We start from the raw sequence: 13,768 nt of genomic DNA, 5'->3' as shown, positions 1-13,768 counted from the left end.
TCATCCCTCATCAAGGCGATGATCGTATAACGCTCAAGCCGAGAATCGGTTGTCATGGATTTAGTAAAACTCAATAAGGCAGTGGCAATAAAAACCGAGATGCAGCAGGCGGTACTGATGATGCATCGGCAGCGGGAACAACTGGTGAAGTTCCGCACAATGCAGATCAACGGTCTTCGCGGAATGTTGGCCGAGCTCGGCGAGGTGATGGGTAAAGGTCGGCTGGCGCTAACGAAATCAATCCCCGACGCGCTTGCGCGCGTCGAAGAGCGCCTATCGAAGGTCCTGATAGATACGCTACGTGAACAGTGGGCGCGAATCGAAGAGCTGGACGGTGAAATCGAGACCATTGAAAGGCGACTCGGCGCGTGGAAGAAGGAGGACAAGGCGGTGAAGGCGATTATCGAGATCCCGGGCGTGGGCCTACTGACGGCGACGGCGGCAGCTGCAATGATCGGCGATCCGAAGGCGTTCAGATCGGGGCGCGAGTTTGCCGCGTGGGTCGGACTTGTGCCAAAACAGACCGGCTCGGGCGGCAAGGTGACCTTGCACGGGATTAGCAAAAGGGGGGACACTTACCTACGCACGCTACTGATTCACGGCGCGCGATCCGTGCTGACGCATGCGAAAGAACCTGGTCCATGGCTCGAGCAGATGAGAAAAAGACGGCCGCCAAACGTGGTGGTGATCGCATTGGCAAACAAGATGGCGCGAACAATCTGGGCAGTGCTCGCCCATGACCGGCCATATGAGAAAGGGCACGTAAGCGTGAAACCAGTCTGATAGGGGTACGCGGTAGAAAATCAACGTTCGACACAAGCTGAAGGTGGAAAGGTTGCGTCGGGTAATCGTGTGGGATGACAAGATAGGTCGGACCGGGACTCGCTAAACCTGGAATGCCTGCCGAGCTTCGAGCTCGCACCAGCAACGAGGCGTGAGTCAGCGGATTTCATCGGGGCCAGCAGCGGCAGTATCAGCTGCACTAAAGGCCGGATATACAGATGCAACCCATCCTGTCGATGTTGGAACTCACGAAACTCTTGCGCAAACGGGACGCGTTCATATACAGGCATTGCCCATCTGAATTTTCGCTTCGCAGCCCGGTGTGAATACCGTCGACCCACCAGTACACGTAGCGCGACATCGACAGATCACGTCGACTCCAATTCGCATGTTCGTCGGCCCACTGGGCCTTCAGGCGACTCGCCACGTTCGCCGACAAGCCCTTTGCATCCTCGCCCAGCAGCACGCTCAACGCCTCGCTCATGTCACCGGTCGAAATGCCCTTCAGATAAAGCCACGGCAACGCGGCGCTCACACGCGGCGACTTGCGCACATACGGCGGCACAATCGATGAATTGAACTTCACTCCTGATCCTGAGCAATCGCGAACCTTGGGGACCTTCACCGTAATCGGGCCGGCCGCCGTCAATACCTCGCGTTCCGGCAAATAGCCATTGCGCACCACCGCGCGTTGTCCGTGCAACGTCTTGACGTTTTCGAACCGCTCCAGCAGCGTCTGCAGCTCTGCTTCGATCGCTTGTTGAATCACCTGACGGGCTCCGTGACGGATTAATTCGTCCAGGCCCAGTCCGGTTTCTGATAGACCGACAACCGTTTTTTCCGTAAACTTGATCATGGTGGATGGTTTGTTGTTTGCTGGTTTCCGACTTCGACAATCAGATTCTCAGCTAAAACCTCCACCGCCTTCAATCTCCCGCCTCAACTCCCCTGTACACCAGTTTCGAGCATATCTCCGCCCAACGCGATGATTGCTGAAGCAGCGCTAACTTGAGAAAAGAGTAGTCCGCATACAATATTGACGCCTGCCATAAACATGATTACATGTTTCCGCTCAATTCGGTCCGCAATACAAAATCCGATCAACGGGCCAACCGGTGCTGCCAGACCGATAATCGTGGTAAATAGCAGGCTGTGGGTCACATTAATCCCTTGCTTGATGAGCAAGGTAGGGACCCAGTTTGCAAATCCATAAAAACCAATGGCTTGGAAAATATGGAAGATGAGCAACATGATAGTGCGGCTTCGGTCGGGAGGCTTCCACATATCGGAACCATCAGATGAAGAGAGCACTTACGCCGCCGATCAAAGCGACCCACCGCCAACCATCGAACCCGAAGGGGCTAAGCGGCACCAAGAGATATGAAAGAAACGCGACAATAGGTACCGCGGAAAAGCCGATTGCCTGGCAGACGGCGAAAGCACGCCCTCGGAGATGTTCCGGGGCGAGTTCCGACATGTAGGTGCCAATCGTAACTAACTCAACACCAATCCCAATTCCCGAAACGAAGCGCCATGCATTGAGTCCAAACGCTGTCGTCTGGAACGCCATAACCGTGTTAGCCGCGACGTACCACAACATCGCGTATGTGAAGATGGCGCGCCGGCCAAAGCGGTCCGCGAGAAATCCGCACGCGAATGTCCCTACGAACAAACCAGTGAATAAAGCAGCGATAAAGCTCGCGACGCCCGAAGTTCCAAAAAGTCCCGTCGTCGTTGCAGTTAGTATTCCGCTTTTAACGAGGCCTGGAGCAATGTATCCACTGAATAATAGATCGTAGAGCTCGAAAAAAAATCCTAGGCTGAGTACTGCGATCAATTTCCATACTGAACGCGTGGCTGGCAATCTATCAAGACGGGCGGAGATGTCTCCATTTTCAGAAGGCGTTGTGACGTGTCCAATTAGCGACCCATTTGTCGTCGGTTGATAATCGGCCGCATAAGGTCGGGCGGTAGCCATTTTGTCTCCTACATTGTTAGCGAATGCGCAGCAAAATGTCGCTTGCACTTTTACTCGTATCAGAATTCGGCGGTTCAAGCTCTAAATGACTCGTTCTCGTTTCACTTGCAGCCGAGGATGAACATATCCTTGAGGTGGCGCGGTTCTGCGAACGTCTCCGTAAGCGGTGCCTTCGAAACCTGTCCGGCGGCCTTCATTTTTAGATAGACCGGCGACTCGTCGAGTTTGAAGCGGATCCATATTGACACGGCCAGGAGGATCAGAGAAAACTCGAACGGCACACGCCAGCCCCAATTCGCAAATGCCTCCGGACCGATTAGCGCGCGCGCGGCAAAAATGACCACGGTAGCCAGCAGGAAACCCGCGGATCCCGTAACCTGAATCCAGCTCGTCTTGTAGCCCCGGTCACGCCGTGAAGAATGCTCGGCTATGTTATGTAGACGGTCGCGCCTCCAAATTCGCCTCCCACTGCCAGTACCTGTAGCAAGCGTAGGATGGCCAGTAGCACAGGCGCAGTCCAACCGATTTGAGCGAAAGTCGGCAGAAAACCCACTGCGGCGGTCGAGACTCCCATGATGATGATCGTCAACAGGAAGGTGTTCTTGCGACCTGCTATGTCGCGCAGTCTTCCGAAAACAAGCGAACCCAGTGGGCGTACCGCGAACCCTGCTCCAAACGTCGCCAGACTCGCAAGCAGGCCAGCCATTTGATTTTCAGGCGGGAAAAACCAGACTCCGAAATAAGTAGCGAGACTTCCATAGAGAAAGAAATCGTACCACTCGAACACAGTACCGAGTGACGCTCCTAACACCACCATTCGAGACTTGCGGCGCTCCTCTGCCGTGTGCCACTCGCTCGTCGTCGAGTTCATGCTGTCGTGTCCTGTCTCATATCTTTCATCCCAGCTGTATGATTCGAACGTATCAGACTATGCTCGCCGACCGCCAACAGCACGCACAACACTCGGATCGGCCTTACATCCGAATCCATTTTTGGCGTCTGTTTCCGCTGCAAATAGGTGTCGGCCGAAGCCTCCTCGCGAGGCGCCGCATTGATGCGGAGGCCGACCATGAGAGCGAATTACCCGCTTCAGTAGCGAGCATGATCGGACGGCACAGAGAGCACGTGCGGTCTGGTCTGCTGCTAACTTCGAAATTGTGACCGGATGTTCCTCACGTGCCCGTTGGCCATTGCATGCGACCTGGAGAAGCAAAAAACGCGACTACGGTATATCCCCGACGGCCCTCCGCTTTTTGGGGCAGTGAGGAAATTGCGGCGCGACCGTAGCCCTCGTCTTCACCGTCAATGATGCGGCAGTACGACGCTTCTTCCTGGGTAAGGATCCGGCGGAAGGACGCAGCGATCCACAAGCTCGCCGCGGCGCGCGCGGCCGGTATAAATTCGGGCAATGCGAGGCGCAGCCTCCGGCGTCCAGATGTGCCGCTCGCGGTGCAGAAATAAATTGCTGCGATGTTTTTCAGTGGCCGTTGTAATCGTGCACGGGCTCGACGATCGAAGCTCAAGCCCGTCGGACGGCTGCTTTGTTACTTTATGTTGCCAAGCAGGCAAACGCTGCGTCAAACCTCCGCGAGTTTATCGAGCGGCGGCACGTCGCCTTCGTTGGCAAGAAGCGCGCGCTTTCTCACATATCGCATGATGCTCGTGGAGCCGTAACGCGAGCCGCCCATACCGGATTTCTTGAAAGCAGTCTTCTCGCCCGCGAACATCATCACGCGCGGGAGTTCCGTGTCGTTGATGCTCACGCCGCCCGCTTCCATCTTTGTCGCGAAATCGCCCGCCGTGTGCGTGTCGGGGCCGAACACCGCGCCGCTCAGGCCGAACATGGAGTCATTCATCAGCCGCTCGGCTTCGTCGACGTCCGTGAAGCGCATCACCGGCACGATCGGTCCGAAGGTCTCCTCGGTCATCAGCGACATGTCGTGCGTCACGCCGGTCACGATCGTCGGGTCGATCCACACCGCGCCGTTCACCGTCTCGCTCTTGCCGCCGAGCACGATCTTCGCGCCCTTCGCCACGGCGTCATCGAGTTGCGCGTCGATGATCGCGGCCTGTCGCGCGAAGATCATCGGACCGTAGTGACCGCCATCGCCCGCGGCGTGGCTGCGCTCGAGCGTTTTCGCCTGAGCGACAAGTTCCGCGACGAGTGCATCGTGCAGCGAATCATGTGCATAGACGCGCTCGATCGCATAACAGACTTGTCCAGAGTTATATAGCGCACTGCGCAAGATGCTGGTAGCCGCGCGCGCGACATCCGAGCCTTCGAGCACGACCGCCGCGTCCTTGCCGCCGAGCTCGAGAAACGCGGGAATGAACGCCTGAGCCGCCGCCGCCGCGATCTTCTGGCCCGTCGGTATGCTGCCCGTGAATACGACGGCATCCGCCTGTGCGACGATCGCCGCGCCGGTCTCCGCTTCGCCGCGCACGAGATTGATGATGCCCTTCAACGCCGGGACCGCGTCGATCGAACGGACCAGCGGTTCCACGAAGCGCGGCGTCACTTCGCTCGGCTTGATGACGACAGACGCGCCTGCGACCAGCGCGGGAATCGCATCAATGAACGACAATACGAGCGGAAAGTTCCAGGGGCTGATCACGCCCACCACCGGATAGGGTGCGTACGTTACCTTGAAAACGATGTCGGGATGCGCGTCGAGCTTGCGGAATGGCGTCGCCAGCACTTCGGGGGCGGCCTCGCAGAAGCCGTGAATGAAATGGATCACGGCGTCGAGTTCTTCTTCCGAAATGCGATGACGCGCGGTATCGACGGCGAGCGCCGCGACGATATCGCGGCCCTGCGCTTCGAGCTGGCGGGCCCAGTTAGAAAGCGCCTTGACGCGATGCTCGAGTCCGAGCGCCGCCCACGCGCGCTGTGCGTGGCGTGCTTCGGCCATCACGGCTGAGACGTCCTGCGCGCTTGCCGATGCGAACTCGTAATCGTGCTCGCCCGTGCGCGGATTGCGTACCTGAATTGACTTCATCATGTTTCCGGTCTGTTGATCGGTGGCCTCGAAGGCCGGGTGGCATTGGGGTGAGTCCATGCTATCAACAGACGTCCTGACATGGCGGCGAGTCACGGACGATGCGGCCGATTTCCTAAATTTGAATGCCTTGATCCAATGTGACGCGCGCACCTCATGGCTTGCCCACGTTCTGGGTTCTCGCGGATTGCGTCCTCAAAGACGCGCTCGCATCGATCGCGCCCTCGGGCACAAGCGGCGCCGCGCCGACCGGTGCTTCGTGTTTCTGGATCGCGGGGCTCGCAAGCCGGCGCGCGTCCTTCGGTGCGAACCCGAAGTAGTCACGAAACGCCGCCGTAAAGCTGGTTTGATGCTGATAGCTGGTTGCAAGCGCGACCTGTCCTACCGGTAACCGTTCGTCGACAAGCAGCCGCAACGCATGATTCATGCGGCAACGATGCCCGTATTCAAAGATGGTCATGCCGTACAGGAATTTGAAGCCGCGTTTTAGCTTCGACGAGTTGGTGCCGACTGCGCGCGCCAGCTCCGGGATGGTCGGCGAAACACGCAAGTCTGACACGATGATCTTTTGCGCCTGCTCGATGAGCCGCAGATCGCGCGCGGAAAGCGTCTCCCCGGGTTTGTCCTCGTTGAGATGCGCAAGCCACATCTCGATGCAGGCACAGAGGATCTCCGTGCATTTGCCTTCGAGATAGAGCAACTGCCGCGCGCCGTGATAGGGCGACGCGAGCAGTTGCTCGGCAATCTGCAACGCCTCGACGCTGAATGGCATCTGACGGTTGTAGATCTGGTCGTGACCGATCGTGGCCAGCTCGGAGCGGATCCTATCGGCCTCGCCGCCGAGCGCGTGTGCGAGGCGGTCGAAATAGCGTCTCGCCACGTACATGCCCACCGACTGCCACGGTCCTGGACCGCAGGTCACCTGATATTGCACGTCGGTGCCCTGGACGCAGACGAGCAGGTTGGGCGCGTTGACGTGCAACTGACCCGCGTCCGAAAAATCCACGCTCGCGGGACCCGAGAGCGAAAAGTGGAACTCGATGAATCCTTCGGGCAGGACGTTCTCAGAACGACTGTGCGCGTAGTTGCAGTCCGACACGACGAGAAAAATATCGTCGCGGATGCTTGCCATCTTCCAGGCGCCCTCCTCCGCTTCGCCCGGTACCGAGACGATCGCACCGTACAGGCCGAACTCGGGCACGCTCACGCAGTCGGGACGCACCCGCAATTGATAGAACGCTTCCGTTAGGCGTGCCTGCGGCCCCGCCAGCGCGTTTCTGAAGAGCCCCGTATGGTCGTTCGTCATTGCGTCTCCCTATGAATAGCCGCGCGGCGGCGCTGCTGTCTTCCTCTTCGCCTCGCGCGCTTCATTATGTGCCATCAAACACGCCATCCGTCGCCGGAAGCATGGCGCCGCGTGCTGCTCGACGCTGCGGGCACGGCAAAAAGAACCCAATTCCTAATTTTTGTGCGTTTTTGCGAATCTTCGGCCCTTATTCGTCGGCTATAAGAGATGCACCAGCGCGTGCCGCCGCTTCATGCGGCATGGGCGCTTTCATTCACGATTCGCGGATTTGCTCACGATGAGACACTACCTCTCCCGCCTGCGCGCGCGCGGCGACCTTTTGACCGTCACACGAGAAGTCGATCCGCGCTTCGAAGCGGCTGCGGTCGCGCGACGGCTTCAACGCGAAAACACCAAGCCCGTCCTGTTCGAGAACGTGCGCGGAAGCAAGCTGCCTGTATTGCTCAATCTGTACAGCGATCATGACCGCTTGCGCGAGATCATCCGCTGCGCACCCGATGAAACGTTCTGTGCCCGTCTCGATCGCGAAATCTCGCTCGCCTCGACTATGGACAACACGTTCGAACTCGTTGCGATGCCCTCCGACTGGGTGACCGGTACGTTGTCCGATCTGCCGATTTTGACCTATCACGAGCGCGACGGGGCGCCCTACATCACGTCCGGCATCTTTCTGGCGAGGGACCCGGACAGCGGCGTGCCGAACCTGTCGTTTCACCGCTCCATGGTCGTCTCCGACTCCGAGCTGCGCATTCGTCTGGGCAGTAGCCACGACCTCGCGCAGTACCAGTTGCGCGCCGAGGCACGTGGCGAGCCGCTGGAAGCCGCGATCCTGATCGGTGCAGCGCCCGAACTGTTCATGAGCGCATGCGTCTCCCTGCCACCCGACGGCGACGAGCTGGCACTCGCGGCCGCGATGCGCGGCGGCCCGCTCGCGATGCGCCGCGCGCTCACGCTCGACCTGGACATTCCGATTGCAGCCGAGATCGTGATCGAAGGCCGCATCCTGCCGAACGAGCGGCGTCCCGAAGGGCCGTTCGGCGAATTCATGGGCTATTACGTCGAAGTCGGCGACAACCACGTCTTCGAAGTAACGCATGTCGGCTGGCGCGAAGGCGCCGTTTTTCACGGCCTCGTTTGCGGCTCCGACGAGGACCTGCGCCCGCTCGAGGCCGCCACCGCGGCTCGCATCTACAAGGCGGTGTCAGCGCAAGTGCGCGGCGTGCTTGACGTCACCTGTAAGCCGACCGTCATGAACACGATCATCAAGATCGACAAGCAATACGACGGTCACGCGCAGCACGCGTTGCTCGCCGCGCTCGGCTCGCATCTTGACTACAACAAGCTGTGCATCGTCGTCGACAAGGACGTCGACATCTACGACATGAACGAGGTCATCTGGGCCTTTCTCACGCGGGGGCGCGCCGACACACGCACGATGGTGATTCCGGACGTGCCCGGCTTTTATCGCGATCCGCACAAGGACCACTGGGGGCGCCTTGCCATCGACGCCACCATGCCGTGGGGACGCGAAGCGGAGTTCGAGCGCAAATCCATCCCGGGCGTCGACACGATCGTACTTGACGACTACCTGCCGCACTTCAATCCGCGAGCATTTCGATGAAACCGCGCCGTCCCCGCATCGTCGTTGCGATCACGGGCGCGACAGGCGCCATCTATGGCGTGCGCCTGCTCGCAGCGCTGCGCGAGCGCGCGGTCGAAACCCATCTGATCGTCTCGCGCGCGGGCTGGCTCACGCTGCACGACGAGATGACGCTCGAACGCACGGCCGTACGCGCACTCGCGAGCGAATGGCACGAGCCCGGTGAAATCGGTGCGACGCTCGCGAGCGGATCGTTCCAGCATGACGGCATGGTGGTCGCGCCGTGCTCGATGAAGACGCTTGCGGCGATCGCGCACGGCCTCGACGACAACCTCGTCACGCGCGCCGCCGACGTCACGCTCAAGGAGCGGCGCAAGCTCGTGCTGCTCGCGCGTGAAACGCCGCTCACGCTCGCGCATCTGAACAACATGACGCTCGTCACGCAGATGGGCGGCGTCATCATGCCGCCGCTGCCGTCTTTCTATGCCAAGCCTGACAGCATCGAGGCACTAGTTGATTACACGGTTCAGCGCGTGCTCGATCAGCTCGGCATCAATGAGTCGGACGCGTACGCACGATGGGCGGGGCTGACGAAGGCGAGCTGACCGCGCGCCTGCACGTCGATGGAGGGCGCTGGTACGTAGCGACAAACATACCCAAAGCGCAGCCGCCGCTCGCCGCATGCTGAATCAATAGCGGTGCGGGCCGCAAGCGCAACGTAAAGCAAAATGGGCCGCACGATAATCGTGCAGCCCATTTCTTTGCATGGTGTGAGGCATCGCCTCAACTACTGGCCGAACCCACAGGCTCCATCTTCTTGCGCGCGGCGCCACGCTTTTTGCGCTTCGCCATGGACAGCAACGTGACGAGCACGAAGAGCGCCGTGACGAGCTTGAGATCCGACGGCTGGAAGCCGAGTGCGAGCACCGCCGATATCAACTGGAAGTAGATGATCGAGCCGAGCACGGGCGCAATCACCTGCCGCGTCATCGAGCGATTGCCGATCACGGCCTCGCCGAGCAGCAACGCCGCCAGCCCGTTCACGAGGACGCCGAAGCCCATGTTCACGTCGGAGAAGCCCTGATTCTGCGCAAGCATGGCGCCGCCCAGCGCGGCGAATAGATTCGCGAGGCCGAGGCCGATCAGCGTATAGACCTTCACGTTGATGCCTTGCGCCTTCGCCATTGACGCGCTCGAGCCGATCGCGCGCATCGCGAGGCCGTGCTCGGTGCCCAGGAACCAGAGCACGCACGCGGCGATCGCCACGTCGATCGCCCCCAGCATCACGATGCGCGGGAGGTAGCCGCCGGCGTCGCCGGGCAGCCACGAGAACACGCTCGGGAATGCGAAGAGCGCGGCGTTCGGCTGTCCCATCACGCGAATATCGATGGAATAGAGCATCGACAGCACCAGAATGCCGCACAGGAGCGTGTTGATTTTCGCCTTCTCGTGAATGTAGCCCGTGGCGAGTCCCGCGATGAAGCCGGCGAGGGCGCCGCCGAGCAGCGCCATGACCGGGTTCAGTCCAAGCATCAGAAACTTGGCGCAGACGCATGCGCCGAAGGGAAACGCACCCTCTCCCGTCATGTCCGCAAAACTGAGGATCCGAAAAGGGATCATGATCGCGATGGCGATCAGCGCATAGGTCAGGCCCTGCATCAATCCCACAGGCACCAGATCGAGGAAGCCGCTCAAAAAGTTCATGAGTTCACCGTAAGTGCCGTTGCCGGCTCGTCATTGAAGGTCGCCACCAGTTTCTCGATCGTCATCGCGCGTTTCGCGTCGCCCGATAGATCGCCAACGATGCGACCGTCGCGCATCATGATGAGCCGGTTGCCGTAATCGATGGCATGCTGCATGTTGTGCGTGACCATCAGCGTGGTGAGACTCGCCTCACGCACGACCTGCTCGGTCACCCGCATAACGATGGCGGCCGTTCGAGGATCGAGAGCGGCCGTGTGCTCGTCGAGGAGCAGCAGCTCGGGACGCTGCAGCACCGCCATCAGCAGCGAGAGCGCCTGGCGCTGGCCGCCCGAGAGCAGCGACGCCTTGGTCTTCATGCGCTTCTCCAGCCCGAGATCGAACGACGCGATGCGCGCCCGCAACTCCTCGGACAAAGACTGCGTGAGCCCGAGGCTGAACGAGCGCTTGTGCCCGCGCCGATTCGCCACCGCGAGGTTTTCTTCTAGACTCAGCGCCGCAGCGGTGCCGACCGATGGGTCCTGAAACACACGTGCGATGTGCCGCGCGCGCCGGTGCGTGGGCAGCGCCGTCACGTCACTGCCACCGACGGTGATGGTGCCGCTGTCCGCCGTCACCTCACCTGCCAGCAAATTGAGGAACGTCGATTTACCCGCGCCGTTGCCGCCTACGACGACGGCGAAGTCGCCGGCGTGCAGTTTTAACGAAACGTCCGATAGAGCGATACGCTCGTCGACGGTGCCCGGGTGAAACGTCTTGCAGATCTTCTCTGCCAACAGCATGAGTATGGGGCGCTCGCGCATCGTGGTGACCTTCGCCGCACGGCGGCCGCTTAGTTGATAAAGCACTTGCAATCCTCGAATTCGACAGGCACCTTGAGGCCCAGCGCCTGAAATTGGCTTTTGCTGATCGACATCACGTAGTCCCCGGCCATGGGCATCGCGGGCGCCAGCGCCGATGTCTTCTCGCCCTTCAGCACACGTCCCGCGAGCTTCGCGGCGTTCGCGCCCACCGACTCCAGCGAAACCGCATAGGACGCCGTGGCCATGCCCTTCTTGATCGCTTCGGTCTCTGAACTGAGCACGGGAATCTTCAGGCGCTGCATGCTCGCGGCCACCGCGGGAATCGCGGACTGCACGAGATTCGAGCCGGTGATATAGACGAAGCCCACGCCCTTGAGCAGCTGCGCGCGCTGCGTGATGTCGTTGACCGTGTCGACGCTGACGGGTCGGAAGGCGAGGCCCGCGCGCTGGGCGGCGGCTTCGAGCGCCTTCGTCGTGACGACGTCGTTCGCCTCCCCCGCGTTGTAGAGCGTGCCGAACGACTTCACTCCAGGAAACGCTTTCTTGGCAAACGCGAGCACCGCATCGAAGTCCTGCAGGTCCGACGAGCCGGTGAAGCGCTCGCCGCCCTGCTTCCAGTTCGGCACGAGGCCGGCCGCGACCGGGTCGGTGACTTCGGTGAAAATGAGCGGGGTTTTCGGATCGACGACGGCCGAACGCGCTACCTGCGAGACCGACGTCGTCACCGTCAGGATCAGCGACGGATGCTGCGCGACGATCTGGGAAAACATTTGCGGCATCAGCGCCTGCGTGAAATTGGCGTCGCTGTAGACATAGCTCGTGTTCTTGCCTTCTACATAGCCTTCCTTCGCCATCTGCTGCTTAAAGCCTTCGATGGTTTTCGCGAGCGACGGATGCGGTCCGAGGCTCGCGATGCCGATGACTGTCGTGGAGGGCGTTTGCGCTGCCACCGGCCCGCCGGCCGATGCAAGCGCGACTATCATGGCCGCACCGAGCACCGACGACAGCTTGCGGCAGGCCAGACGGCAGGCCGCGCTGACGCGCCCATTTCTGTTCATGCTCATCTCCATGTTGACTCCGAAAGTTCGATCGAAATTTCATTACGGGCGCGGCGGCAGGTCTGCAATGTTTTATCACTGATGGTTCGCACGTCATTAAAGCGCGCCGCGCAATTGCCGTTTCGCTACAACTCACTGCGTTTTGCCTAAGTTTCAGGCGCTCGCGCAGGTAAGGGCTGCCTGCATACGTGCAACAAGTATCTTCGCGGCTCGCTCCCCGCTCGCGCACGCGCCTGTCAGGAGCGCCTGCGAGAGCCAGTCGCCGCAGTACACGATCGGGCTCCCGCCGCCTTGCCGGTAGTCTTCCTGCCAAGCCAAGAAATTCGCCACGCGCGCGCCATATCCCGGCGAGAACACCGGCAGCTTGCGCGGGATCCACTGGTTCGCCACCGCGACCACATGCCGGTCGAAATCGGGAATACGCGCGCGCAGCTCTTCGCGCACCAGCACGTCCAGCTCGTTTTCGAGGCCGCGTCGCGCAGCTTCGTCGGCGGCTTCTGGCGTGAGCTGGCAATAGATCTGGTTAAGCGGGCGGCCGCTGCCGGGCGCGGCGGGCAACTGTTGGTACGTCGCAATCCTGCCGGGCTGACCGCGCATCGCGAAGTTCATTTTCGGTGGCAGCGGCAGCGCGAAGCCATAGTGCACGACGCCGAGTGCGTTGTAGCGCACGGCATCGAGCATGGTGCGCTCGGCGCTCGTCGGCGCTTGGACGAGTGACTTCGCAAGCGAGCCTTCCACCGCACACACGGCGTAGTCGGCATTCACGTGTTCGCCGTTGGCGAGCGTCAGGTCGACACCGTCGCCCGTGGCGCCGCGCTGGATGGTGCGCACGGGCGTTGCGGTGCGTACGGTCAGTTGCGCGGCGAGCGCTTGACAGACCCGGCCCATGCCGCCCTTCAAGGTATGCACGGTGGTCTCGCCGATCATGTGTGGCACCGTCGATGCATAGAAGAGCGCCGAGAGCGTCTCGGGGTTAAAGCTTCGCGTCGCCCGAAACACCGGTTCGACCATTCGCGCCAGCACGTTTGGCCCGAGGGTCTCGCGGATGTACTCGGCGAGCGTGATGCGATCGAGCCGAGGATCGGCAACAAGCGCGCTCGTCGCCCAGTCGGGGTCGACGCGCGACTTCAGGCGGCGCATCGAAAGCGCGTGCGTGACAAGTCGCAGGCGTTCGCCGGCGGCGAGACCTGGCGTAGCGAGCGAGCGCGGCGAGGGCATCAGTTCGATGGTGTGCTCGCCGCCGGGGCCGATGCATTGCGCGCTCAGCCGGTGCAGCGGCACCAGCGCATCATCGAGCGACAGCTCCGCGACAAGCCGGTTGAACGCCTGGCCGAACGGATACACGAGTCGCGCGCCGCTGTTGAACACGAGATCGCCTTCGCGGCGATCTCCCATACGTCCGCCGACGACCGGCTGTGCATCGAAGACCGTCACGCGCACACCGGCTTGTTGCAGACGGTGGGCCGCCGTCAGCCCGGCGATGCCCGCGCCGACGACCGCGACGTGTTGATCGGAAAGAGGATGGCTCATCGTTTGAATT

General features: G+C 60.9%; 10 protein-coding genes and 3 pseudogenes. 3 read left to right on the top strand and 10 right to left on the bottom strand.

What is annotated here, in order from left to right; all coding sequences use genetic code 11:
- Nucleotides 1-75 precede the first annotated feature (75 nt).
- Nucleotides 76-783, top strand: a pseudogene (locus AWB75_RS32565) (IS110 family RNA-guided transposase); the annotation flags it as partial.
- A gap of 283 nt (nt 784-1,066) precedes the next feature.
- Here AWB75_RS32565 and AWB75_RS32560 read toward each other — a convergent pair.
- The 6 genes and pseudogenes from AWB75_RS32560 to AWB75_RS32530 all read right to left on the bottom strand — a co-directional run.
- Nucleotides 1,067-1,639 (bottom strand): annotated as a pseudogene (locus tag AWB75_RS32560) (transposase); the annotation flags it as partial.
- Between the two features lie 119 nt (nt 1,640-1,758).
- Nucleotides 1,759-2,761, bottom strand: a pseudogene (locus AWB75_RS32555) (MFS transporter); the annotation flags it as partial.
- Between the two features lie 101 nt (nt 2,762-2,862).
- A complete protein-coding gene (locus tag AWB75_RS39230; RefSeq protein WP_200823067.1) occupies nt 2,863-3,282 on the bottom strand; it encodes an MFS transporter in 420 nt (139 codons plus the stop codon).
- A complete protein-coding gene (locus AWB75_RS39225; RefSeq protein ID WP_061128108.1) occupies nt 3,189-3,632 on the bottom strand; it encodes an MFS transporter in 444 nt (147 codons plus the stop codon). The genes AWB75_RS39230 and AWB75_RS39225 overlap by 94 nt, the downstream gene beginning before the upstream one ends.
- 706 nt (nt 3,633-4,338) lie before the next feature.
- Nucleotides 4,339-5,763 carry an aldehyde dehydrogenase family protein gene (locus AWB75_RS32535; protein WP_235012345.1) on the bottom strand — a complete coding sequence of 475 codons (1,425 nt, stop codon included), beginning with the start codon at nt 5,761-5,763 and terminating at the stop codon, nt 4,339-4,341.
- Nucleotides 5,764-5,914: 151 nt separating this feature from the next.
- A complete protein-coding gene (locus tag AWB75_RS32530; protein ID WP_087087114.1) occupies nt 5,915-7,066 on the bottom strand; it encodes a helix-turn-helix transcriptional regulator in 1,152 nt (383 codons plus the stop codon).
- 277 nt (nt 7,067-7,343) lie between these two features.
- Here AWB75_RS32530 and AWB75_RS32525 point away from each other — a divergent pair, with 277 nt between their 5' ends.
- On the top strand, nt 7,344-8,687 hold the full coding sequence (locus tag AWB75_RS32525) for a UbiD family decarboxylase (RefSeq protein WP_061128106.1): 1,344 nt from the start codon (nt 7,344-7,346) through the stop codon (nt 8,685-8,687).
- Entirely contained in the window at nt 8,684-9,271 is a 588-nt protein-coding gene (locus AWB75_RS32520) for a UbiX family flavin prenyltransferase (protein WP_061128105.1), read from the top strand. Before AWB75_RS32525 ends, AWB75_RS32520 begins: the two co-directional genes overlap by 4 nt.
- Before the next feature lie 178 nt (nt 9,272-9,449).
- Here AWB75_RS32520 and AWB75_RS32515 read toward each other — a convergent pair whose 3' ends face one another.
- The 4 genes from AWB75_RS32515 to AWB75_RS32500 form a co-directional block, all read right to left on the bottom strand.
- The gene (locus AWB75_RS32515) at nt 9,450-10,370 is read right to left on the bottom strand and encodes an ABC transporter permease (RefSeq protein WP_061128104.1); all 921 of its coding nucleotides are present in this window, start codon (nt 10,368-10,370) and stop codon (nt 9,450-9,452) included.
- A complete protein-coding gene (locus tag AWB75_RS32510) occupies nt 10,367-11,149 on the bottom strand; it encodes an ABC transporter ATP-binding protein (RefSeq protein ID WP_087087116.1) in 783 nt (260 codons plus the stop codon). Before AWB75_RS32510 ends, AWB75_RS32515 begins: the two co-directional genes overlap by 4 nt.
- A gap of 50 nt (nt 11,150-11,199) precedes the next feature.
- Nucleotides 11,200-12,228: an ABC transporter substrate-binding protein gene (locus tag AWB75_RS32505; protein WP_235012344.1), complete on the bottom strand. Its 1,029-nt coding sequence runs from the start codon at nt 12,226-12,228 to the stop codon at nt 11,200-11,202.
- 153 nt (nt 12,229-12,381) lie between these two features.
- Nucleotides 12,382-13,758, bottom strand: coding sequence for a protoporphyrinogen/coproporphyrinogen oxidase (locus tag AWB75_RS32500; protein WP_061128101.1), 1,377 nt, complete (start codon nt 13,756-13,758; stop codon nt 12,382-12,384).
- Nucleotides 13,759-13,768: the final 10 nt, after the last annotated feature.

The sequence above is a fragment of the Caballeronia catudaia genome, from assembly GCF_001544755.2.
In the GTDB taxonomy this organism is placed as follows: domain Bacteria; phylum Pseudomonadota; class Gammaproteobacteria; order Burkholderiales; family Burkholderiaceae; genus Caballeronia; species Caballeronia catudaia.
This window is presented reverse-complemented; position numbering and strand designations above follow the sequence as displayed.

Bases quoted from the DNA above. Each gene is read 5' to 3' on its own strand.
- AWB75_RS39225 (WP_061128108.1), bottom strand. From the start codon at position 3,632: ATGAACTCGACGACGAGCGAGTGGCACACGGCAGAGGAGCGCCGCAAG.
- AWB75_RS32535 (WP_235012345.1), bottom strand. From the start codon at position 5,763: ATGATGAAGTCAATTCAGGTACGCAATCCGCGCACGGGCGAGCACGAT.
- AWB75_RS32530 (WP_087087114.1), bottom strand. From the start codon at position 7,066: ATGACGAACGACCATACGGGGCTCTTCAGAAACGCGCTGGCGGGGCCG.
- AWB75_RS32525 (WP_061128106.1), top strand. From the start codon at position 7,344: ATGAGACACTACCTCTCCCGCCTGCGCGCGCGCGGCGACCTTTTGACC.
- AWB75_RS32520 (WP_061128105.1), top strand. From the start codon at position 8,684: ATGAAACCGCGCCGTCCCCGCATCGTCGTTGCGATCACGGGCGCGACA.
- AWB75_RS32515 (WP_061128104.1), bottom strand. From the start codon at position 10,370: ATGAACTTTTTGAGCGGCTTCCTCGATCTGGTGCCTGTGGGATTGATG.
- AWB75_RS32510 (WP_087087116.1), bottom strand. From the start codon at position 11,149: ATGCTGTTGGCAGAGAAGATCTGCAAGACGTTTCACCCGGGCACCGTC.
- AWB75_RS32505 (WP_235012344.1), bottom strand. From the start codon at position 12,228: ATGAACAGAAATGGGCGCGTCAGCGCGGCCTGCCGTCTGGCCTGCCGC.
- AWB75_RS32500 (WP_061128101.1), bottom strand. From the start codon at position 13,758: ATGAGCCATCCTCTTTCCGATCAACACGTCGCGGTCGTCGGCGCGGGC.